At 58.0% G+C, this 20,908-nt stretch carries 18 protein-coding genes and 2 tRNA genes; 1 reads left to right on the top strand and 19 read right to left on the bottom strand.

Going from position 1 to position 20,908, the window contains the following annotated elements; genetic code table 11:
* Positions 1 to 54: 54 nt before the first annotated feature.
* The 13 genes from truB to rlmE all read right to left on the bottom strand — a co-directional run bounded on the left by truB (position 55) and on the right by rlmE (position 12,675).
* The gene (gene truB / locus C9383_RS19340) at positions 55 to 972 is read right to left on the bottom strand and encodes a tRNA pseudouridine(55) synthase TruB (RefSeq protein WP_060752260.1); all 918 of its coding nucleotides are present in this window, start codon (positions 970 to 972) and stop codon (positions 55 to 57) included.
* A 4-nt stretch (positions 973 to 976) separates the two neighbouring features.
* Positions 977 to 1,372 carry a 30S ribosome-binding factor RbfA gene (gene rbfA / locus C9383_RS19335; RefSeq protein WP_060752261.1) on the bottom strand — a complete coding sequence of 132 codons (396 nt, stop codon included), beginning with the start codon at positions 1,370 to 1,372 and terminating at the stop codon, positions 977 to 979.
* Between the two features lie 159 nt (positions 1,373 to 1,531).
* Positions 1,532 to 4,051 carry a translation initiation factor IF-2 gene (infB, locus tag C9383_RS19330; RefSeq protein ID WP_090365789.1) on the bottom strand — a complete coding sequence of 840 codons (2,520 nt, stop codon included), beginning with the start codon at positions 4,049 to 4,051 and terminating at the stop codon, positions 1,532 to 1,534.
* A gap of 26 nt (positions 4,052 to 4,077) precedes the next feature.
* Positions 4,078 to 5,559: a transcription termination factor NusA gene (gene nusA, locus C9383_RS19325; protein WP_056854968.1), complete on the bottom strand. Its 1,482-nt coding sequence runs from the start codon at positions 5,557 to 5,559 to the stop codon at positions 4,078 to 4,080.
* A gap of 47 nt (positions 5,560 to 5,606) precedes the next feature.
* Complete coding sequence (gene rimP, locus C9383_RS19320) at positions 5,607 to 6,065, bottom strand: ribosome maturation factor RimP (RefSeq protein ID WP_060752349.1); 459 nt, start codon at positions 6,063 to 6,065, stop codon at positions 5,607 to 5,609.
* A 140-nt stretch (positions 6,066 to 6,205) separates the two neighbouring features.
* Positions 6,206 to 6,282: transfer RNA gene (locus C9383_RS19315), tRNA-Met, on the bottom strand.
* Positions 6,283 to 6,378: 96 nt separating this feature from the next.
* Positions 6,379 to 6,464 (bottom strand) — tRNA-Leu (locus C9383_RS19310).
* 22 nt (positions 6,465 to 6,486) lie between these two features.
* The gene (gene secG, locus C9383_RS19305) at positions 6,487 to 6,870 is read right to left on the bottom strand and encodes a preprotein translocase subunit SecG (protein ID WP_010206600.1); all 384 of its coding nucleotides are present in this window, start codon (positions 6,868 to 6,870) and stop codon (positions 6,487 to 6,489) included.
* A 4-nt stretch (positions 6,871 to 6,874) separates the two neighbouring features.
* The gene (gene tpiA / locus C9383_RS19300; protein ID WP_090365788.1) at positions 6,875 to 7,630 is read right to left on the bottom strand and encodes a triose-phosphate isomerase; all 756 of its coding nucleotides are present in this window, start codon (positions 7,628 to 7,630) and stop codon (positions 6,875 to 6,877) included.
* Positions 7,631 to 7,696: 66 nt separating this feature from the next.
* Entirely contained in the window at positions 7,697 to 9,034 is a 1,338-nt protein-coding gene (gene glmM / locus C9383_RS19295; RefSeq protein ID WP_090365786.1) for a phosphoglucosamine mutase, read from the bottom strand.
* A gap of 16 nt (positions 9,035 to 9,050) precedes the next feature.
* On the bottom strand, positions 9,051 to 9,905 hold the full coding sequence (gene folP, locus C9383_RS19290) for a dihydropteroate synthase (RefSeq protein ID WP_090365785.1): 855 nt from the start codon (positions 9,903 to 9,905) through the stop codon (positions 9,051 to 9,053).
* An 8-nt stretch (positions 9,906 to 9,913) separates the two neighbouring features.
* Positions 9,914 to 11,824, bottom strand: a complete 1,911-nt coding sequence (gene ftsH, locus C9383_RS19285; protein ID WP_060752266.1) for an ATP-dependent zinc metalloprotease FtsH — start codon at positions 11,822 to 11,824, stop codon at positions 9,914 to 9,916.
* 200 nt (positions 11,825 to 12,024) lie between these two features.
* A complete protein-coding gene (gene rlmE / locus C9383_RS19280) occupies positions 12,025 to 12,675 on the bottom strand; it encodes a 23S rRNA (uridine(2552)-2'-O)-methyltransferase RlmE (protein ID WP_090365783.1) in 651 nt (216 codons plus the stop codon).
* Positions 12,676 to 12,782: 107 nt separating this feature from the next.
* Between rlmE and C9383_RS19275 the strand changes: the two genes are divergently transcribed.
* Complete coding sequence (locus tag C9383_RS19275) at positions 12,783 to 13,091, top strand: YhbY family RNA-binding protein (protein ID WP_010206607.1); 309 nt, start codon at positions 12,783 to 12,785, stop codon at positions 13,089 to 13,091.
* Between the two features lie 6 nt (positions 13,092 to 13,097).
* On the opposite strand, the gene C9383_RS19270 is transcribed toward C9383_RS19275, so the two are convergent.
* The 6 genes from C9383_RS19270 to dnaJ all read right to left on the bottom strand — a co-directional run bounded on the left by C9383_RS19270 (position 13,098) and on the right by dnaJ (position 20,668).
* On the bottom strand, positions 13,098 to 13,502 hold the full coding sequence (locus C9383_RS19270; protein WP_090365782.1) for an MFS transporter: 405 nt from the start codon (positions 13,500 to 13,502) through the stop codon (positions 13,098 to 13,100).
* 28 nt (positions 13,503 to 13,530) lie between these two features.
* Positions 13,531 to 14,007, bottom strand: coding sequence for a transcription elongation factor GreA (gene greA, locus C9383_RS19265; RefSeq protein WP_060752268.1), 477 nt, complete (start codon positions 14,005 to 14,007; stop codon positions 13,531 to 13,533).
* Positions 14,004 to 17,225, bottom strand: coding sequence for a carbamoyl-phosphate synthase large subunit (carB, locus tag C9383_RS19260; protein ID WP_090365780.1), 3,222 nt, complete (start codon positions 17,223 to 17,225; stop codon positions 14,004 to 14,006). The genes greA and carB overlap by 4 nt, the downstream gene beginning before the upstream one ends.
* A 105-nt stretch (positions 17,226 to 17,330) precedes the next feature.
* Positions 17,331 to 18,467, bottom strand: a complete 1,137-nt coding sequence (gene carA, locus C9383_RS19255) for a glutamine-hydrolyzing carbamoyl-phosphate synthase small subunit (RefSeq protein ID WP_090365778.1) — start codon at positions 18,465 to 18,467, stop codon at positions 17,331 to 17,333.
* A gap of 259 nt (positions 18,468 to 18,726) precedes the next feature.
* The gene (gene dapB, locus C9383_RS19250) at positions 18,727 to 19,533 is read right to left on the bottom strand and encodes a 4-hydroxy-tetrahydrodipicolinate reductase (RefSeq protein ID WP_090365776.1); all 807 of its coding nucleotides are present in this window, start codon (positions 19,531 to 19,533) and stop codon (positions 18,727 to 18,729) included.
* A gap of 10 nt (positions 19,534 to 19,543) precedes the next feature.
* A complete protein-coding gene (gene dnaJ, locus C9383_RS19245; RefSeq protein ID WP_090365775.1) occupies positions 19,544 to 20,668 on the bottom strand; it encodes a molecular chaperone DnaJ in 1,125 nt (374 codons plus the stop codon).
* Between the last annotated feature and the right edge of the window lie 240 nt (positions 20,669 to 20,908).

Genomic DNA, 20,908 nt, shown 5'->3' with positions numbered 1-20,908 from the left:
CCTGTATCTAAAAATGAGAAGTGACCGTGCCTGTTAACAGCCACCCTCGTCCGGTCATTCTGACCGAATCAGTCGACGTGGCGCGATGCGCCCGTCTTCGCTCACTTCACCGATACCGATGAAGCGACCGTTATGATCCTGTACCCGCACCATACCGAACTTCGGAGCGTCCGGGGCACGTACCGGCTGGCCGTTGAGCCAGTAGAACGCGCTGTGCTCCGAAAAGTGCAGCAATGGCCAATCCTGCAAACCGCTGTCCGATGGCATGAGGAAGCGATCAACCGCTTCGTTGCCGCCTTCGGCGTGTACGGCTTCCAACTCTTCCAGCGTTACGGTCTGCGCCAGGCTGAAAGGTCCGGCCTGCGTGCGTCGCAGTTCTGCAACGTACGCGCCGCAACCGAGCTTTTCACCGATATCTTCCACCAGGGTACGGATATAGGTGCCTTTGCTGCAGTCCACCGCCAAACGAGCGGTATCGCCTTCGCAGGCGAGCAATTCCAAGCGGCTAATAGTAACAGAACGCGGTTCGCGCTCCACTACTTCACCGGCACGTGCCAACTTGTAAAGAGGCTGCCCATCACGCTTGAGCGCCGAGTACATCGGCGGTATCTGACTGATTTCCCCACGAAAAGCGGGTAAAGCGGCCTCGATATCAGCACGACCAACGGTCACGTCACGAACCTGCAAGACATCACCTTCGGCATCGGCCGTGGTGGTGGTCTTGCCCAGTTGCATCAGGGTTTCGTAACCCTTGTCGGAGTCGAGCAAGTATTGCGAGAACTTGGTGGCCTCGCCAAAGCACAACGGCAGCACGCCGGTGGCCAGGGGATCGAGGCTGCCGGTGTGCCCGGCCTTCTCGGCGTTGAGCAGCCAGCGGACCTTCTGCAACGCGGCATTGGAAGTAAAGCCAATGGGCTTGTCGAGCAGAATGATGCCGCTGACGTTGCGACGGATACGTTTGACCTGAGCCACCCGCTTACTCCTTGGCGTCTTCAGGTGTGGACGAATGCTGGCTGTCTTCAGCCACGGCGCGCTCGATCAGGGCCGACAGGTGCGCACCACGCACGACGCTTTCGTCGTAGTGGAAGTGCAACTGAGGAACGCTGCGCAGCTTCATTTCGCGGGCCAACTGCATGCGCAGGAACCCTGCGGCGGAGTTGAGCACCTTGATGCTTTGCGCAATTTCTTCGCTGCTGTCCTGGCCCATCACGGTGATGAAGATCTTGGCGTGCCCGACGTCACGGCTCACTTCAACTGCGGTGATGGTAACCAGGCCAACGCGTGGGTCTTTGACTTCGCGACGGATCAGTTGGGCCAGCTCGCGCTGCATCTGATCGCCGATACGCTGGGTACGGCTGTATTCTTTTGCCATGTCTTGTTACCTGTTACTGCCACACGGTGAAACCCGTGGGGTCTGAAAGCGGCAAACGCCCGGCCTGACAAAAGCCAGACCGGGCGTTGCGTTTAGAGTCCGTACGCGGTGTTGGGCATCTGCATGCCCACACGCTGCGTGGCTCCTGAAGTGCGCGAGTTAGAGGCTGCGAGCAACCTGAACCTTCTCGAAGACTTCGATCTTGTCGCCAACCTTGACGTCGTTGTAGCTCTTGACGCCGATACCGCACTCCATGCCGGCACGTACTTCGGAAGCGTCATCCTTGAAGCGGCGCAGGGATTCCAGCTCGCCTTCGAAGATAACGATGTCTTCACGCAGTACACGGATCGGACGGTTACGGTATACGGTGCCTTCGACAACCATGCAGCCAGCGACCGCGCCGAATTTAGGCGAGCGGAACACATCACGCACTTCGGCGATACCCAGGATGTTCTCCCGGACGTCACTGCCAAGCATGCCGGTGAGGGCTTTCTTGACGTCTTCGATGATGTCGTAGATGACGTTGTAGTAACGCATGTCCAGGCCTTCCTGCTCGACGATCTTGCGAGCGCCGGCATCGGCACGCACGTTGAAGCCGAACAGTACAGCGTTGGAAGCCAGTGCCAGGTTGGCGTCGGACTCGGTGATACCACCGACACCGCCACCAACAACACGCACTTGCACTTCGTCGTTACCCAGGCCGTTCAAGGCGCCGTTCAACGCTTCGAGGGAACCACGTACGTCAGACTTGAGGACGATGTTAAGCGTCTTCTTCTCTTCCTGGCCCATGTTCTCGAAGATGTTTTCGAGCTTGCCGGCGTGAGCGCGAGCCAGTTTGACTTCGCGGAACTTGCCTTGACGGAACAGAGCCACTTCACGGGCTTTCTTCTCGTCGGCAACCACGCTCATCTCGTCGCCAGCGTCCGGAGTACCGTCCAAGCCGAGGATTTCGACCGGGATAGCCGGGCCGGCTTCCTTGATTGGCTTGCCGTTCTCGTCGAGCATGGCACGTACACGGCCGTAGTTCGAACCGACCAGCACCATGTCGCCTTGGCGCAGGGTACCGTCTTGAACCAGAACGGTGGCAACCGGGCCACGGCCCTTGTCGAGGCGCGATTCAACCACCACACCACGGCCCGGGGCCGAAGGCGTAGCGGTCAGTTCCAGAACCTCGGCTTGCAACAGAACGGCCTCGAGCAGTTCGTCAACGCCAGTACCCATCTTCGCGGAGACTGGTACGAATGGAGTGTCGCCACCCCACTCTTCGGACGTCACGCCGTGAACCGACAGTTCGCTACGGATGCGATCGAGATCAGCGCCCGGCTTGTCGATTTTGTTCACGGCAACCACCAGTGGCACGCCAGCCGCCTGAGCGTGCTGAACAGCCTCGATGGTTTGTGGCATCACGCCGTCATCGGCTGCAACCACCAGGATCACGATGTCGGTCGCCTTGGCACCACGGGCACGCATCGCGGTAAACGCGGCGTGACCAGGGGTGTCGAGGAAGGTCACCATGCCACGGTCGGTTTCAACGTGGTACGCACCGATGTGCTGGGTGATACCGCCGGCTTCGCCAGCAGCCACCTTGGCACGACGGATGTAGTCGAGCAGGGAAGTCTTACCGTGGTCAACGTGGCCCATTACGGTCACAACCGGCGCACGGGAAACCGCCTCACCTTCAAACTTCAGGGACTCGGCCAGGGAATCTTCCAGGGCAGTGTCGCTGACCAGGGTCACTTTGTGGCCCAGCTCTTCAGCAACCAGCTGGGCAGTTTCCTGATCCAGTACCTGGTTGATGGTGGCCGGAGTACCCAGCTTGAACATGAACTTGATGATTTCAGCAGCCTTGACCGACATCTGCTGGGCGAGATCGCCCACAGTGATGGTCTCGCCGATCTTCACTTCACGCACGACAGGACCGGTTGGGCTCTGGAAACCGTGGGCGTTGCGTTTCTTCAGCTTGGCCTTGCCGCGGCCACCACGACGGAAGCCATCGCTTTCTTCGTCAGTGGTGCGCGGGGCAACGCGTGGAGCAGGTGCTTTCTCTTTGACCGAAGCGCGATGTGGAGCATTTTTACGCTCACCATCGCCGCCGCCACCGCGACGATTGTTATCGTCGGCACGTGGCTTGTCCGGACGACGAGGTTCGTCACGCTTGCGCTCTGCTGCAGGCGCAGGTGCAGCGGCAACCGGAGCGGTCTCACGTACAGCCTCAACAGGCGCGCTAGGTGCGGCAACCGCTTCGGCAGCAGGTTGCACAGCCGCAGGCTGGCGACGCGCTTCTTCTTCGGCGCGACGCTTGGCTTCTTCTTCAGCCTTCTGGCGAGCAGCATTTTCTACTGCGCGACGTTCTTCCAGCTCGCGTTTGCGCTCGGCTTCGATTTCTTCCGGGCTGCGCTGTACGAAGACTTTCTTCTTGCGTACTTCAACGCTGATGCTTTTGCTACCAGCAACACGCAAGGTGCTGGTGGTTTTGCGCTGCAATGTAATCTTGCGCGGTTCTTCCACTTTCGCCTTGTGGCTGCTCTTCAAGTGAGTCAGCAAAGACTGCTTCTCACTGTCGCTCACACCTTCATCGGCGGCGGTGTGCGGCAGACCTGCCTCACGCATCTGCTGCAACAGGCGCTCTACCGGTGTTTTGACCTCATCGGCCAGTTGTTTCACCGTGACTTGCGTCATGCACTTCTCTCCTCAGGCCGCGCCTATTACTCGAACCAATGGGCTCGGGCGGCCATGATCAACTTGCCGGCACGATCATCGTCAATGCCGTCGATGTCGAGCAGATCGTCAATAGACTGCTCGGCCAGGTCTTCGCGGGTAATTACGCCGCGCACCGCCAGTTCCATCGCCAAATCCTTGTCCATACCCTCAAGCGAGAGCAGGTCTTCGGCCGGATGGGCGTCTGCCAGCTTTTCCTCAGTAGCGATGGCTTTAGTCAACAAACGATCCTTGGCCCGAGCGCGAAGCTCGTTGACGATGTCCTCGTCAAAGCCGTCGATGTTGAGCATTTCTTCCAACGGTACGTAGGCAATCTCTTCCAGGCTGGTGAAACCTTCATCTACCAGCACCTGAGCCAGTTCTTCATCGACTTCAAGCTCTTCGATGAAGTTGCGCAGGATGTCACCGGTTTCAGCTTGCTGCTTAGCCTGGATGTCCGATTCGGTCATCACGTTCAGGGTCCAACCGGTCAGTTGGCTCGCCAGACGCACGTTCTGACCACCACGACCAATGGCCTGAGCCAGATTGTCTGCGCCAACAGCGATGTCCATTGCATGGGCATCTTCGTCAACGATAATTGCCGCCACTTCAGCCGGCGACATGGCATTGATCACGAACTGCGCCGGGTTATCGTCCCACAGAACGATATCCACACGCTCACCGCCCAATTCGCCCGACACTGCCTGGACACGCGAACCGCGCATACCAATGCAAGCGCCTTGCGGATCGATGCGTTTGTCCTTGGAACGGACCGCGATCTTGGCGCGCGAACCCGGGTCTCGGGACGCAGCCATGACTTCGATCAGGCCTTCGGCAATTTCCGGCACTTCGATACGGAACAGCTCGATCAGCATTTCTGGCGCGGTACGCGACAAGATCAACTGAGGGCCGCGGTTCTCGGTGCGGATTTCCTTGAGCAGCGCACGCAGACGCACGCCGACACGGAAGGTTTCGCGAGAGATGATGTCTTCGCGAGCCAGCAACGCTTCGGCGTTGTTGCCCAGGTCAACGATCACGTTGTCACGAGTCACTTTTTTCACGGTGCCGGAGATGATTTCACCCAGGCGCTCGCGATAAGCGTCAACGACTTGAGCGCGCTCGGCTTCGCGAACCTTCTGCACGATGACCTGCTTGGCGGTCTGTGCAGCAATACGGCCGAATTCGATCGATTCGATCTTTTCTTCGACGACATCACCGACCTTGGCACCAGGATGCGTTTCGGCAACCTTGCTTGGCCAGGTTTCGATGGCCGGATCATCAAGATCGGCCTCTTCGACGACCGTCCAGCGACGGAAAGTCTCATAGGCACCGGTGTGGCGGTTGATTTCCACACGCAGATCAACTTCGTCTTCAAAACGCTTTTTGGTCGCAGTGGCCAGGGCCAGCTCCAGCGCTTCAAAAATCACGTTTGCCGGTACGCCCTTTTCATTGGATACCGACTCAACAACCAGCAGTACTTCTTTGCTCATCGTACGCCTCGCCTTTCGCAAGCCATTGGATCCGCGGGATCCGCGTCTCAGTCAAAACTGGGAATAATGTTGGCCTTGTCGATCATATCGATCGGCAACAGGAACTCATGGTCTTCTACCTGCACCACGACATCCTGCTCTTCTACACCGCGCAGAAGGCCCTGAAAGTTGCGTCGCCCTTCAAAGGGAGATCGCAGCCTGATCTTCACTTGTTCACCGGCAAATTTTGCAAACTGCTCAATAGTGAACAGTGGGCGTTCCATGCCTGGCGAGGAAACTTCGAGGGTGTATTCAACGGAGATCGGATCTTCAACATCCAGCACACCGCTGAGCTGACGGCTGACAATGGCACAATCGTCCACCAGCACGCCGCCCTCTTTATCGATATAAACGCGCAACATTGAGTGGCGACCTTGAGCCGAAAACTCAATACCCCAGCATTCATAGCCTAGGGCCACGACCACCGGGGCCAACAAGGCCTGCAACTCTTCTAGCTTGCTCGACACCTGAACCCCCTCGTGCATGTATGTGCATGCTGTGCAAAATAAAAAAATGGGCGAAACGCCCATCCTTGAAACGCCGTCGAACAGCGGCGTTGAAAGTGTCCAGCTAACAAAAAGCCCCTTAAAAGGGGCTCCGCTAAAACTGGTTGCGGGGGCCGGATTTGAACCGACGACCTTCGGGTTATGAGCCCGACGAGCTACCAGACTGCTCCACCCCGCGACAAAGCTGGGGCGGAAGTATACGACCGATCCCTTACAGGGTCAATGTAACCTTCCACCTACAAGAAAGCCCGCAACAGCGGGCTCTCCTGATAATTGGTACCGAGAAGGGGACTCGAACCCCTACACCCTATGGGCACAACCACCTCAAGGTTGCGTGTCTACCAATTCCACCACCTCGGCAATACAGCGTTTACAACCCTTCTTACTTCTGCTCTTGAGCTGGAGGTACGTCAGTCGCTGGAGTAGCCGACTTTTGCTCTTGAAGCACCGGGACATCATCAGAAGCCGGTTTTGCTTTTGGTACTTCCAACACTGCCGGATTTGGGAGACCTACTTGAGTCAGCACATGAGCTTTCTCTTTAGCAAAGTAACCTAACCCTAAGCTGGTTATGAAGAAACCTGCGGCAAGTATAGCAGTAAACTTACTAAGAAAGGTAGAGGAACCTTGGCTTCCGAACACAGTATTTGAAGCACCTGCACCGAAAGACGCACCAGCATCCGCACCTTTACCCTGTTGCAACAAAACCAGGGCAACTACGCCCAGGGCAGCCAACAGATGAAAAACGACTACGACTGTTTCCAGCATTTTTTCAGTTTCCCGCGGCGCGACAAATCGCACCGAACTCATCTGCATTCAGGGAAGCTCCACCAATGAGCCCCCCATCGATATCCGGCATGCCGAACAGTTCGACCGCATTGGCCGCCTTCACGCTGCCGCCGTATAGAAGACGCACACCTTGTGCAACTTCAGAATTCTCTGCCGCCAACTGTGCGCGAATGGCTGCGTGCACATCCTGCGCTTGTTGCGGCGTAGCAGTCAGCCCGGTGCCAATGGCCCAGACCGGCTCGTAAGCAATTACCGCCTTTGCAAATGCACCAACACCCAGCTCCTCGATGATGCTGCCCAGCTGACGCGAGACAACTTCAAGAGTCTTGCCCGATTCACGCTGCTCAAGGGTCTCCCCTATGCACAACACCGGAACCAAGCCACAAGCCTGTGCGGCAGCGAACTTGCGATTGAGTGTCCCATCACGCTCGCCCATCATCTGACGACGCTCGGAGTGCCCGACAAGCACATAGGAACAACCCGCATCAACCAGCTGACTCGGCGATATCTCGCCGGTCAACGCACCTTGCATGGGCTCCACCGCAGAGTTCTGCGCGCCGACCTGAATCGACTTGCCCTTCAAGCCTTCAATCACTTGATTGATATGCAAGCAAGGCGGGAAAACCGCAACATCAACACCGCTAGGCAAGGCCAGGTGACGAAGGCCATTGATCAGCTCAGCGACACTGGCGCGGGTACCGTGCATCTTCCAGTTACCAGCTACCATAGTGCGACGCATGCTGTACCCCGTCGGTCAAAGTGGGCGCAGATGTTACCCAACCACACCCTCACTGGCAAGCCGAATTCAGCCGCAAACTTCAGTTACCAGTTTTGCCAGGTCTTCGGCATGGCCGCGAACCTGATTTTCATCATCACCCTCGACCATAACGCGCACCAAAGGCTCTGTGCCGGACTTACGCAGCAGCACACGGCCACGCCCCGCCATCGCCAGGGTCACGCGCTCGCAAGCCTCCTTCACAGAAGGGTGTTCGATTGGGTTTTCACCCCCAGCGAAACGCACATTGAGCAAAACCTGCGGGCACTTGCGCAGAGCCTGACGCGCCTGAGCCAGGCTCTCATCACGACGGCGCAGGGACAGCAAAACCTGCAAGGCCGCAATAATCGCATCACCCGTGGTGGTGTGATGGAAGCAGACCACGTGCCCGGAGTTCTCACCACCCACCTGCCAGTTGCGCTCAAGCAACTCGGCGATGACATAGCGATCCCCCACGTTGGCCCGCACGAAGGGAATTCCCAGATCCGCCAGTGCCAATTCCAAGCCAAGGTTGCTCATCAGCGTACCGACGACCCCCCCTTGCAGCTTATTACGCTCATGCAGGTCGCGAGCAATGATGAACAACAGGTCATCACCATCGACCACCGCACCGGTGTGATCCACCATCAGAACCCGGTCGCCATCACCGTCAAAAGCGATCCCCAGGTCAGCATGCTCCGCAAGAACTGCGGCCTGCAGCTGTCCCATGTGGGTGGAGCCACAGTTTTCATTGATGTTCAAACCGTTGGGCTGGGCCGACAGCACCGTCACATCAGCGCCCAACTCCTTGAACACGCTTGGCGCTACCTTGTAGGTAGCCCCATGAGCGCAGTCCACAACAATCTTCAGCCCAGCGAAATTGGTACTGGTGGGTACGCTGCTCTTGCAAAACTCGATGTAACGGCCGGAGGCGTCGTTGATACGCGATACCTTACCCAGCTTGCTGGATTCGACCACCGTCATTGGCGCGTCCAGCAACTCCTCAATCATCAACTCGATCTCGTCCGGCAGCTTCGTGCCCTGCCCCGAGAAAAACTTGATGCCGTTGTCATCATGAGGATTGTGCGAAGCACTGATCACGATACCGGCTTCAGCGTGAAATGTACGGGTCAGGTAAGCGATTGCCGGTGTCGGCATAGGCCCCAGCAACATCACATCGGCACCTGCGGCGGACAAACCGGCCTCCAGTGCAGACTCAAACATATAACCTGAAATACGGGTGTCCTTGCCTACCAGGATGCGGCACGCGCCCATGCTACGGAACGCCATACCTGCCGCCCAACCCAGCTTCAGCATAAAGTCAGGAGTAATAGGGAATTCGCCGACACGACCACGAATGCCGTCGGTGCCAAAATACTTTTTAGTCATAAATACTCCATCATTCTTATTTGGCGGACTCTACAGCCTCAATCATGCGCACCACATCGACAGTCTCTGCGACGTCATGCACACGCAAAATACGCGCGCCCTTGGCCACTGCGAGCGCTGCAAGCGCAAGACCGCCATATAGCCGCTCGCCCACCGGGCGATTCAAGGCCAGCCCTATCATGCTCTTACGCGAAACACCGACCAACAAAGGCCGACCCAGCACATGCAAGGATTCCATGTGCTTAAACAGACTCAAATTGTGCTGTAACGTTTTGGCAAAACCAAAACCGGGGTCAAGGATGATCTTCTCGGGTGCAATGCCCACAGTGACACATTGAGCAATACGCTCAGCAAGAAACTCACTGACCTCACCGACCAAGTCATTGTAATGAGGACTGTCCTGCATATTGCCGGGCTCCCCCAGCATATGCATCAAGCAGACCGGCAAACCGGTCGCCGCTGCCGCATCCAGTGCGCCATCCCGCTGAAGAGATCGCACATCATTGATCAGCCCCGCCCCTAAACGCGCCGTTTCGCGCATCACAGCCGGGGTCGATGTATCGACCGAGATGATCACATCCAGCTCGCGTGCAATACGCTCGACGATCGGTGCTACCCGCTCCAGCTCCTCCAATGGAGAAACCACGCGAGCACCAGGCCGAGTCGACTCACCGCCGACATCGATCAGCGTCGCCCCCGCAGCCACCATTGCTTCAGCGTGACGCAATGCGGCATCCGACTGGCTGAAGCGGCCGCCATCGGAAAAGGAGTCGGGGGTTACGTTAAGAATACCCATCACATGAGTATGGGCCAAATCAAGAACCCGGCTGCCGCAAGGCAACCGGGTGGTAGAGGACAACGCAGAAGTCATTTCAAACCTTAGTGGTCAGCTGCCGGGCCGCCGATCGGGGTTTCAGGGCGCTCATTCTGTACTACTGGCGGGGTGCCCGAGGTACCCGAACCACCCTCCCAATCGCGAGGTTCACGCGGTGCGCGCCCGGCCATGATGTCGTCGATCTGGTCGGCATCAATGGTTTCATACTTCATCAGCGCATCAGCCATCGCATCCAGCTTGTCGCGATTGTCGGTGAGGATCTGCTTGGCCGTGCCATAGCACTGGTCGATGATGCTGCGCACTTCGGAGTCGATCAGCTTGGCTGTCTCGCCGGAGAAGCTGGCATTCTGACCACCACCGCCACGTCCCAGGAACACTTCGCCTTCTTCCTCGGCATACATCAGTGGGCCGAGTTTTTCCGACAAGCCCCACTTGGTCACCATGTTCCGCGCAATCTGGCTGGCACGCATGATGTCGTTGGAGGCGCCGGTGGTTACACCATCGAAACCAAGGGTCATTTCCTCAGCGATCCGACCACCGTACAGCGAGCAGATCTGGCTGATCAACGCACGCTTGGAGAGGCTGTAACGATCCTCTTCCGGCAGGAACATGGTGACACCCAGCGCCCGGCCACGAGGAATGATCGATACTTTGTAGACCGGGTCGTGCTCAGGCACAACGCGACCGACAATGGCATGACCGGCTTCGTGATAAGCGGTGTTCTGCTTCTCTTTTTCGGACATGACCATGGTTTTGCGCTCTGCGCCCATCATGATCTTGTCTTTCGCCAGTTCGAACTCTTTCATTTCGACGATGCGCTTGCCGGTACGAGCAGCGAACAATGAAGCTTCGTTCACCAGGTTGGCCAAGTCAGCACCGGAGAAGCCTGGAGTACCACGGGCAATCACCGCCGGAGCGACGTCATCGCCCATCGGTACTTTGCGCATGTGCACTTTAAGGATCTGCTCGCGGCCACGGATATCCGGCAGACCGACGACAACCTGACGGTCGAAACGCCCCGGACGCAACAGCGCAGGGTCCAGCACGTCCGGACGGTTGGTCGCGGCAATGACAATGATGCCGTCATTCATCTCAAAGCCATCCATCTCGACCAGCAACTGGTTGAGTGTCTGCTCACGCTCGTCATGACCGCCGCCCATGCCGGCACCACGATGGCGACCAACGGCGTCGATTTCGTCGATAAAGATGATGCATGGCGCGTGTTTCTTAGCCTGTTCGAACATATCGCGAACACGGCTGGCACCGACACCGACGAACATTTCGACGAAGTCGGAACCGGAAATGGTGAAGAACGGCACCTTCGCCTCGCCGGCAATCGCCTTGGCGAGCAAGGTTTTACCAGTACCTGGAGGACCTACCATCAGCACGCCACGAGGGATGCGACCACCCAGGCGCTGGAACTTGCCCGGATCACGCAGGAACTCGACCAGCTCACCCACTTCTTCCTTGGCTTCATCGCAACCGGCAACGTCAGCCAGCGTGGTTTTCACTTGGTCCTCGGAGAGCAGGCGCGCCTTGCTCTTGCCGAAGCTCATCGGCCCGCCCTTGCCTCCCGCGCCACCTTGCATCTGGCGCATGAAGAACATGAACACGGCGATAATCACCAAGATCGGGAAGCTCGCCACCAGGAGTTGAGTCCAGATGCTCTGCTGTTCAGGCTGCTTGCCTTCGACAACCACGTGGTTATCCACCAGGTCGCCGATCAGACCGTTGTCCTGAATGGCCGGACGAATGGTCTTGAAGCTGTCGCCATCGTTGCGTTTGCCGGTGATCACGTAGCCATCAACCGCCACGCGCTCGACCTTGCCATCCTTAACTTGCTGGATGAAGTCGGAATAGTTGAGGGTCTGCGGCTCGTTAGGGCTGGAGAAGTTGTTCATCACCGTCACCAGGACAGCCGCGATGATCAACCACAGGATCAGATTCTTTGCCATATCGTTCAATTAACTACCCTCTGAAGCAAGCTCCGCTACTGGCGCGCGCTTCGCATGATATTCACCGGCCTAACTTACTACATTACCTACAACTCTGGCAGGCGCCGTCTGTAACCCTTTGTGAAACTTTGACTACACAATATTCGTAAAGCTTCGTGACGAAAGCGATATAAAAAAACCTATCGGCTCTCTTAAAAACCTCAAAGACGCTCATCACTGGCGGCGCCTTCGATACCGCGGAACCCCCGCGCCAACAGATACTGCTCGCGAGATCGGTCCCGGGAGGAGTCTGGTTTGCGCATCTGCACCTTGTCGAACAGCTTGCGGATGTTCTTGTGGTACTCGTCGAAGCCCTCCCCCTGGAAAACCTTGACCAGGAAATCACCACCCGGACGCAATACCCGCCCCGCCAGGTCCAGTGCCAACTCGCAGAGGAACATGGCTCGCGGCATATCAACAGCCGGTAATCCACTCATATTGGGGGCCATGTCGGAAATCACAAGGTCTACCTGCGAATTTCCCACAGCCTCCAATATGTCGGCCAGCACGGCATCCTGGGTAAAGTCGCCATGCACGAAGGTCACATCCGGGATGCTGTCCATCTCAAGGATGTCGGAAGCGATCAACCGGCCTTGCCCACCAATCAGACGACTGGCCACCTGGGACCAGCCACCCGGGGCAGCCCCGAGGTCGATCACGCTCATGCCGGGGCGAAACAATTTGTCCTTGTCCTGGAGCTCCAGCAGTTTGTAACTGGCCCGGGAACGATAGCCATCCTTTTGCGCCTTTTTGACGTAAGGATCGTTGAAATGCTCTTGCAGCCACTTAAGGCTAGTTTTGGAACGGGCCACGGGCCACCTCGAAAAATAAAACGGGTCGTGATTAACTGGGCGGTCCCGGACTCGCTCGGGTAAACTGGCCGCCGCTTTTTTACAAGATCAGACGCAGGGGTCAGATTATGCCGCTCACTCAAGAGCAGAAGAAACAGTACAAATCCATTGGCCACCATCTGAAACCAGTTCTGATTGTGGCAGACAACGGTTTGACTGAAGGTGTGTTAGCCGAATTTGAACGCGCACTGAACGATCATGAACTGATCAAAATCAAGGTCAACATCCTTGATCGCGAAGCACGCCTGGCCGCCATTGCAGAACTGTGCAAGGTCGGTAAAGCGGACCTGGTTCAGGTCATCGGCAAGATGGCGCTGCTGTATCGCAAGAATTTCAGCGTCAACAAGCAATTGTCGAACGTTCATCGTTTCAAGTAACAAGGGTCACGGGCGTGCTTCGCGCGCCCCGCCACTCCACCCTGGCGCCGGCTGTAAAACCAGCACCAACCCGCAGAACCCTAGCACAAGATAGCTGAATAGCTGCCAGCGCAACGCTTCCGGCAGCCACACATGCACCACGCAAAACATTGCGCATGCATACAGCGCCATCAACAGCAGTTGGCCGCGAATATCCCGCCACAAACTCCCCAAGCCTTCGGCCTTGATCAGCACCAGCACCTGGAGCGTCACGCACGCCGCCGCAAAATCCACCAGCAGCGCACTGAGCAATCCGTCGATCTCATCGATCAGCAACGGCGCCAGGCCAATCAAGCCCAGCACCGGTAATACGCCAACATGAAACAGCCACAGGCCACCCACCCAAAGCATCTGGGCGAGCTGCCAAAGCATGGCGCCCACACTAAATGGGCGCCGTCTTTCAGATGTGACGAACTTCAACAATCTCGTACTCGATCACGCCACTTGGCGTTTTCACAGCCACCACATCACCCTCTTCCTTGGCAATCAAGGCACGGGCAATCGGCGAACCTACAGAGATCTTGCCCTGCTTGATGTCAGCTTCGTCCTCACCCACGATGTGGTAAGTCACGCTTTCATCGGTCTCGACGTTGGCGATTTCAACGGTGGTGCCGAAGATCACCTTACCCGTATGGGGAATGGTCGTTACATCGATAACCACCGAGTTCTGAAGACGGCCTTCGATATCGCGAATACGCGCCTCGACCATACCCTGCTGCTCACGAGCAGCGTGGTATTCGGCGTTCTCCTTCAAGTCACCCAGCTCACGGGCCGTACCGATGTCCTGGCTCAGCTTCGGACGGACGACCTTGGTCAGATGGGCGTGCTCCTCTTCCAGGGCCTTGAAGCCCTGGACAGTCATTGGGTATTTGGTCATGCCTTCAATCCTGCGTGTAGATCCTGCAAGCGACGCACGGTCTTTTCCGGACCGAACTTGAGCGCTTCGCAGATGGCTTCGCCAGCAGCAATAGTCGTGGTGCAGTAGATCTTGTGCTGCAAGGCGTTACGACGGATGGAGTAAGAGTCCGCGATCGACTGGCGACCTTCGGTGGTATTGATGATCAGAGTGACTTCGTCATTCTTGATCATGTCGACCACGTGCGGACGGCCTTCCGTCACCTTGTTCACGCGACGCACTTTCAGGCCCGCAGCCTCGATCAGCTTGGCGGTCCCGGCAGTGGCCACGACTTCGAAGCCCAAGTTGATCAGATCACGGGCCACGCCTGCAACCAGTGGCTTGTCATCATCACGCACGCTGATAAACGCAGTACCGCCGGTCGGCAGCACTTCGCTGGCACCCATCTGGGCCTTGGCGAACGCCTCACCGAAGGTATCGCCCACACCCATCACTTCACCGGTGGACTTCATCTCTGGGCCCAGGATCGGGTCCACACCAGGGAATTTGGCGAATGGGAACACCGCCTCTTTCACGCTGTAGAAGTTCGGAATGATTTCCTGGGTGAAACCGATTTCCTTCAGGGTCTTACCGGCCATCACGCGGGCAGCGATCATGGCCAGAGACACACCGATGCACTTGGAAACAAACGGCACGGTACGCGAAGCACGCGGGTTGACTTCAATCACGTAGATGTCCTCGCCTTGCAGCGCCAACTGTACGTTCATCAAGCCGACTACACCCAGCTCCAGGGCCATTTTCTTGACCTGCTCACGCATCACGTCCTGGATGTGTACCGGCAGCGAATAAGGCGGCAGCGAGCAAGCGGAGTCACCGGAGTGAACACCGGCCTGTTCGATGTGCTGCATGATCGCGCCGATCACCACGTCGGTGCCGTCGCAAACAGCGTCCACGTCCATTTCGATGGCGCAGTTGAGGAAGTGGTCCAGCAGCACCGGGCTGTCGTTGGACACTTTCACCGCATCACGCAGGTAACGCTTGAGTTCTTCTTCTTCGTAGACGATTTCCATCGCACGACCGCCCAATACGTAGGACGGACGCACCACCAGCGGGTAGCCGATCTTGCTGGCTGCACGGATCGCTTCGTCTTCGCTGCGCACGGTGGCGTTTGGTGGCTGGCGCAGGTTCAGGCGCTCGACCATTTGCTGGAAGCGCTCACGGTCTTCAGCGCGGTCGATGGCGTCAGGGCTGGTACCGATGATCGGCACACCGGCAGCTTCCAGGGCACGCGCCAGCTTCAGCGGGGTTTGGCCGCCGTACTGGACGATCACGCCTTTAGGCTTCTCGACGCGCACGATTTCCAGCACGTCTTCCAGGGTCACTGGCTCGAAGTACAGGCGATCGGAGGTGTCGTAGTCGGTGGAAACGGTTTCCGGGTTGCAGTTGACCATGATGGTTTCGTAACCGTCTTCGCGCAGAGCGAGGGCGGCGTGCACGCAGCAGTAGTCGAACTCGATACCCTGGCCGATACGGTTCGGACCACCACCCAGGATCATGATCTTGTCGCGGCCCGACGGCGCGGCTTCGCACTCTTCCTCGTAGGTGGAGTACAGGTAGGCGGTGTCGGTGGAGAACTCGGCAGCACAGGTGTCAACGCGCTTGTAGACCGGGAAGATCTCCAGCTTGTGACGATGGGTGCGCAGGTTTTTCTCGGTCACACCCAGCAGTTTGGCCAGGCGCTGGTCGGAGAACCCCTTGCGCTTGAGGCGGAACATCATGTCGCGGTCGATGCTGGCCAGGCCCAAGGTCTTGACCTTCTCTTCTTCCTTGATCAGATCTTCAATCTGGACCAGGAACCAAGGGTCGATCATGTTCATGCCGAAGATGTCTTCAACGCTCATGCCGGCACGGAAGGCGTCAGCCACGTACCAGATACGCTCGGCGCCCGGCACGGTCAGCTCGCGCTTGAGCACGCTCATGCTTTCCGGGCTGGCCAGGTCGAGCTTCTCGTCCAGGCCGCAAACGCCCACTTCCAGGCCGCGCAGGGCTTTCTGCAGGGATTCCTGGAAGGTACGGCCGATGGCCATGACTTCACCCACAGACTTCATCTGAGTGGTCAGGCGCGCGTCGGCCTTGGCGAATTTTTCGAAAGCAAAACGTGGCAGCTTGGTCACGACGTAGTCGATGGACGGCTCGAAAGACGCCGGGGTCTTGCCGCCGGTGATGTCGTTCGACAACTCGTCCAGGGTATAACCCACTGCCAGCTTGGCCGCGACCTTGGCAATCGGGAAGCCGGTGGCTTTCGAAGCCAGGGCCGACGAACGGGATACACGCGGGTTCATTTCGATCACGACCATGCGGCCGGTGTTCGGGCAGATGCCGAACTGTACGTTGGAACCACCGGTTTCCACGCCGATCTCGCGCAGTACCGCCAGGGAGGCGTTACGCAGGATCTGGTATTCCTTGTCGGTCAGGGTCTGTGCCGGAGCCACGGTGATCGAGTCACCGGTGTGCACGCCCATCGGGTCGAAGTTTTCGATAGAGCAGACGATGATGCAGTTGTCCTTTTTATCGCGGACAACCTCCATCTCGTACTCTTTCCAACCGATCAGGGATTCGTCGATCAGCAGCTCTTTGGTCGGCGAAAGGTCCAGACCACGGGAGCAGATTTCTTCGAACTCTTCACGGTTGTAGGCGATACCGCCACCGGTGCCACCCATGGTGAAGGATGGACGGATGATGCACGGGAAACCCAGGGTCTCGAGGACCGCATTGGCTTCTTCCATGCTGTGGGCGATACCCGAACGCGGGCATGCCAGGCCGATGGACTTCATGGCCTTGTCGAAACGCGAACGGTCTTCAGCCTTGTCGATGGTGTCGGCATTGGCACCGATCATCTCTACGCCGAATTTCTCCAGGACGCCTTCGCGCTCCAGGTCCAGGGCGCAGTTCAGAGCAGTCTGGCCGCCCATGGTCGGCAACAGTGCGTCCGGACGCTCTTTCTCGATGATCTTGGCAACGGTCTGCCACTTGATCGGTTCGATGTAGGTAGCGTCGGCCATGGCCGGGTCGGTCATGATGGTGGCCGGGTTGGAGTTCACCAGGATGACGCGGTAACCCTCTTCGCGCAGTGCTTTACAAGCCTGGGCGCCGGAGTAGTCGAATTCGCAGGCCTGGCCGATCACGATCGGGCCGGCGCCGAGAATCAGGATGCTTTTTATGTCTGTACGTTTTGGCATGGGTTTGTCACTCAAATCCGCAGGTCAGTCGGCAAGCCGTCTTGAACAATCTTTGAAGCGCCTGCAGGGGCCACCGAGGTCCGGGGCCGCCCGCAAGCCGCTCAGTCAGCGTCGCTTGGCCATCTCATTGATGAAACGGTCGAACAGCGGCGCGACGTCGTTCGGGCCCGGGCTGGCCTCAGGGTGGCCCTGGAAGCTGAACGCGCTCTTGTCGGTGCGCTCGATACCCTGCAGGGAACCGTCGAACAGCGACTTGTGAATAGCGCGGACGTTGCTCGGCAAGGTTGCTTCATCCACCGCGAAACCGTGGTTCTGGCTGGTGATCATCACAACGCCAGTGTCCAGGTCTTGTACCGGGTGGTTGGCACCGTGGTGGCCGTGGCCCATTTTCAGGGTCTTGGCGCCGGAGGCCAGGGCCAGCAGCTGGTGGCCCAGGCAGATACCGAATACCGGAATCTCGGTTTCCAGCACGTCCTTGATTGCCTGGATAGCGTAGTCGCATGGCTCGGGGTCACCCGGGCCGTTGGACAGGAACACGCCATCCGGTTGCAAGGCGAGCACATCGCTGGCCGGGGTTTGCGCCGGAACCACCGTCACGCGGCAGCCGCGCTCGACCAGCATGCGCAGGATGTTGTACTTGACGCCGTAGTCGTAGGCCACTACGTGGTAAGGCAACTCAGCGGCTTCGATGGTCGCATGGTCATCAGTCTTCAAATCCCAGACCGTGGAGCGCCACTCGTACTTCTCTTTGACGCTGACGACCTTCGCCAGGTCCATGCCTTTCAGGCCAGGGAAACCTTGCGCCGCGGCAATCGCCGCCTCTTCGGAGATATTGTCACCGACCATGATGCAGCCGTTCTGCGAGCCTTTTTCACGCAGGATGCGTGTGAGGCGGCGAGTGTCGATACCGGCGATCGCCACAACGTTGTTGGCTTTCAGGTAATCGGACAGCGACATCGTGTTACGCCAGTTGCTCGCAACCAGTGGCAGGTCACGAATCACCAGACCCGCCGACCAGACACGATCAGACTCGACGTCTTCCGGTGTAGTACCGGTGTTGCCGATGTGCGGATAGGTCAGGGTAACGATCTGCTGGGCGTAGGAAGGATCAGTAAGGATTTCCTGATAGCCGGTCATGGCAGTGTTGAACACTACCTCTCCAACGGTTTGACCGTCGGCTCCAATGGCATCGCCGCGAAAAATGCTGCCATCAGCAAGGGCGAGTATGGCTGGCTTAGTCAAGAAGACCTCCCGTAAATAAAGCCTGAAAGGGCGATCGCAGGTTGTAAAAAAGCGGAGTGACGTATGGACACGTCACCCCGCTTGTTCACTGAATTATTCTGCGCGCTTTTAGTGGACACACTAAAGCTGTAGCTTACAGAAAAAGGCTTTTTTGGTCCACCGCTAATGAGCCTTAAAGGCAGGGGAATGCGACAGGACGTCGCCTAGCGGGTAAAAACGGGGCCTAAGCATAAGCTTGAGACCCCCTTTTAGCTACTGATTAGTGCAGATCCAGCACGTCACGCATGTCGTAAAGGCCAGGCTCACGCCCTTCCAGCCAAAGCGCGGCACGCACCGCGCCCTTGGCGAACGTCATACGACTAGACGCCTTGTGAGTGATTTCCAGGCGCTCGCCTTCAGCGGCGAACAACACAGTGTGATCTCCCACCACATCACCACCGCGAACCGTGGCAAACCCGATAGTGTCATGCGCGCGCGCACCGGTATGGCCTTCGCGACCGTAAACGGCGACTTTCGACAAATCACGCCCCAACGCATCGGCAATTGCCTCCCCCATACGCAGTGCGGTACCGGACGGCGCATCGATCTTGTGGCGGTGATGAGTCTCGATAATCTCGATATCTGCCTCATCACCCAGCACGCGAGCCGCCAGATCCAGCAGCTTGAGCGAAAGGTTCACACCCACGCTGAAATTGGCGGCGAAGACGATAGGAATATCCTTGCCCGCCTCCACCAACAACTGCTTCTGCTCGGCACTCAAGCCCGTGGTACCGATCACCATGGCCTTGCCGGCCTTGCGGCAGAACGCCAGGTTCTTCAGCATGACGTCCGGCAGGGTGAAATCGATCAATACGTCGAACTCGTCAGCCACCTGTTCCAGGTTGCCGGACAGCGAAACGCCGATACGCCCCAACGAGGCCAGCTCACCGGCGTCCGCACCGATCAATGTGCTACCGGGGCGCACGATGGCCGCGGTCAGCCCGGAAGCCGGCGAGCGCTGCTGCACCGCCTCGACCAGCGTCTTGCCCATGCGCCCTGCAGCGCCCATTACGGCTATACGTCGCATACTCACTTCCTTACAGGTCGCCGAAGAAGCGCTTCACGCCATCGAAAAAGCCAGTGGTCTTCGGAGAGTGGGAGTGATCCCCCTCCAACGAACTGCGGAATTCTTCAAGCAATTCACGCTGACGGCGATTCAGGTTGACCGGCGTTTCCACCGCCACACGGCACATCAGGTCACCGGCGCCACCGCCGCGCACCGGCGCAACGCCTTTGCCACGGATGCGGAACTGCTTGCCGGTCTGCGCGCCTTCAGGAATCTTGAGTTTCACACGCCCATCAAGCGTCGGAATCTCGATCTCGCCACCCAAAGCCGCATCGACAAAACTGATCGGCACTTCACAGAACAGGTGCTTGCCATCACGCTGGAAGATCGAGTGCTCACGCACGTTGATCACCACGTACAAGTCACCCGTAGGGCCGCCCTGAGTACCCGCCTCGCCCTCGCCCGACAGGCGAATACGATCACCGGTATCCACACCCGCCGGCACTTTCACCGACAGGGTCTTGTACTCCTCGACACGCCCTTCGCCGTGGCAGGAGTCGCACGGGTCGGAAATGATCTTGCCCTGGCCATGGCAGCGCGGGCAGGTCTGCTGCACCGAGAAGAAACCTTGCTGCATGCGAACCTGACCGATACCCCCACAGGTCGGGCAAGTAATCGGCGAGGAGCCCTTCTTGGCACCCGAGCCATCACACGGCTTGCAGTTGACCAGCGTCGGCACACGGATATTGACACTGGTACCGCGTACCGCTTCTTCCAGGTTCAGTTCCAGGGTGTAGCGCAGATCGCTGCCGCGCTGGGCACCGCCACGCTGGCCACCACGACCACCACCAAAGAAGTCGCTGAAGACATCGCCGAAGATATCGGAGAAGTTCTGACCACCAAAACCGGCGCCACCACCGCCCATGCTCGGATCGACGCCGGCATGGCCGTACTGGTCGTAGGCCGCACGCTTGTTAGGGTCAGATAGGCATTCGTAGGCTTCGTTGGCCTCTTTGAACAGTTCTTCGGATTCCTTGCTATCCGGATTACGGTCCGGGTGATGCTTCATCGCCAGGCGACGGTAGGCCTTCTTCAGGTCCGACTCGCTGGAGCTGCGCTCCACACCCAACACTTCGTAATAGTCACGCTTTGCCATAAGTCTTTGCACTCTTAAGGACGTTCAGCCAGACCCTCCTGAGCCTCGCCAAACTCGTTGAGCCCCAATACAGGCCCGGACCCAACTCACGTCAATTCAACGATCCTGGTCATTACTACTTTTTAACCGGAGCCCCGATCAAAAACGCGGTATTTACTGCTCGGGAAGCAGGAGCATTCCCGATCACACCGCCGGCATCCGAACGCTGTCGCATGCTGTAAAAATTCACGTACCCCAGAC

The organism is Pseudomonas palleroniana, assembly GCF_003031675.1.
Lineage (GTDB): Bacteria > Pseudomonadota > Gammaproteobacteria > Pseudomonadales > Pseudomonadaceae > Aquipseudomonas > Aquipseudomonas palleroniana.
The sequence above is the reverse complement of the archived record's forward strand: the minus strand, read 5'-3'. Positions and strand labels throughout refer to the sequence as shown.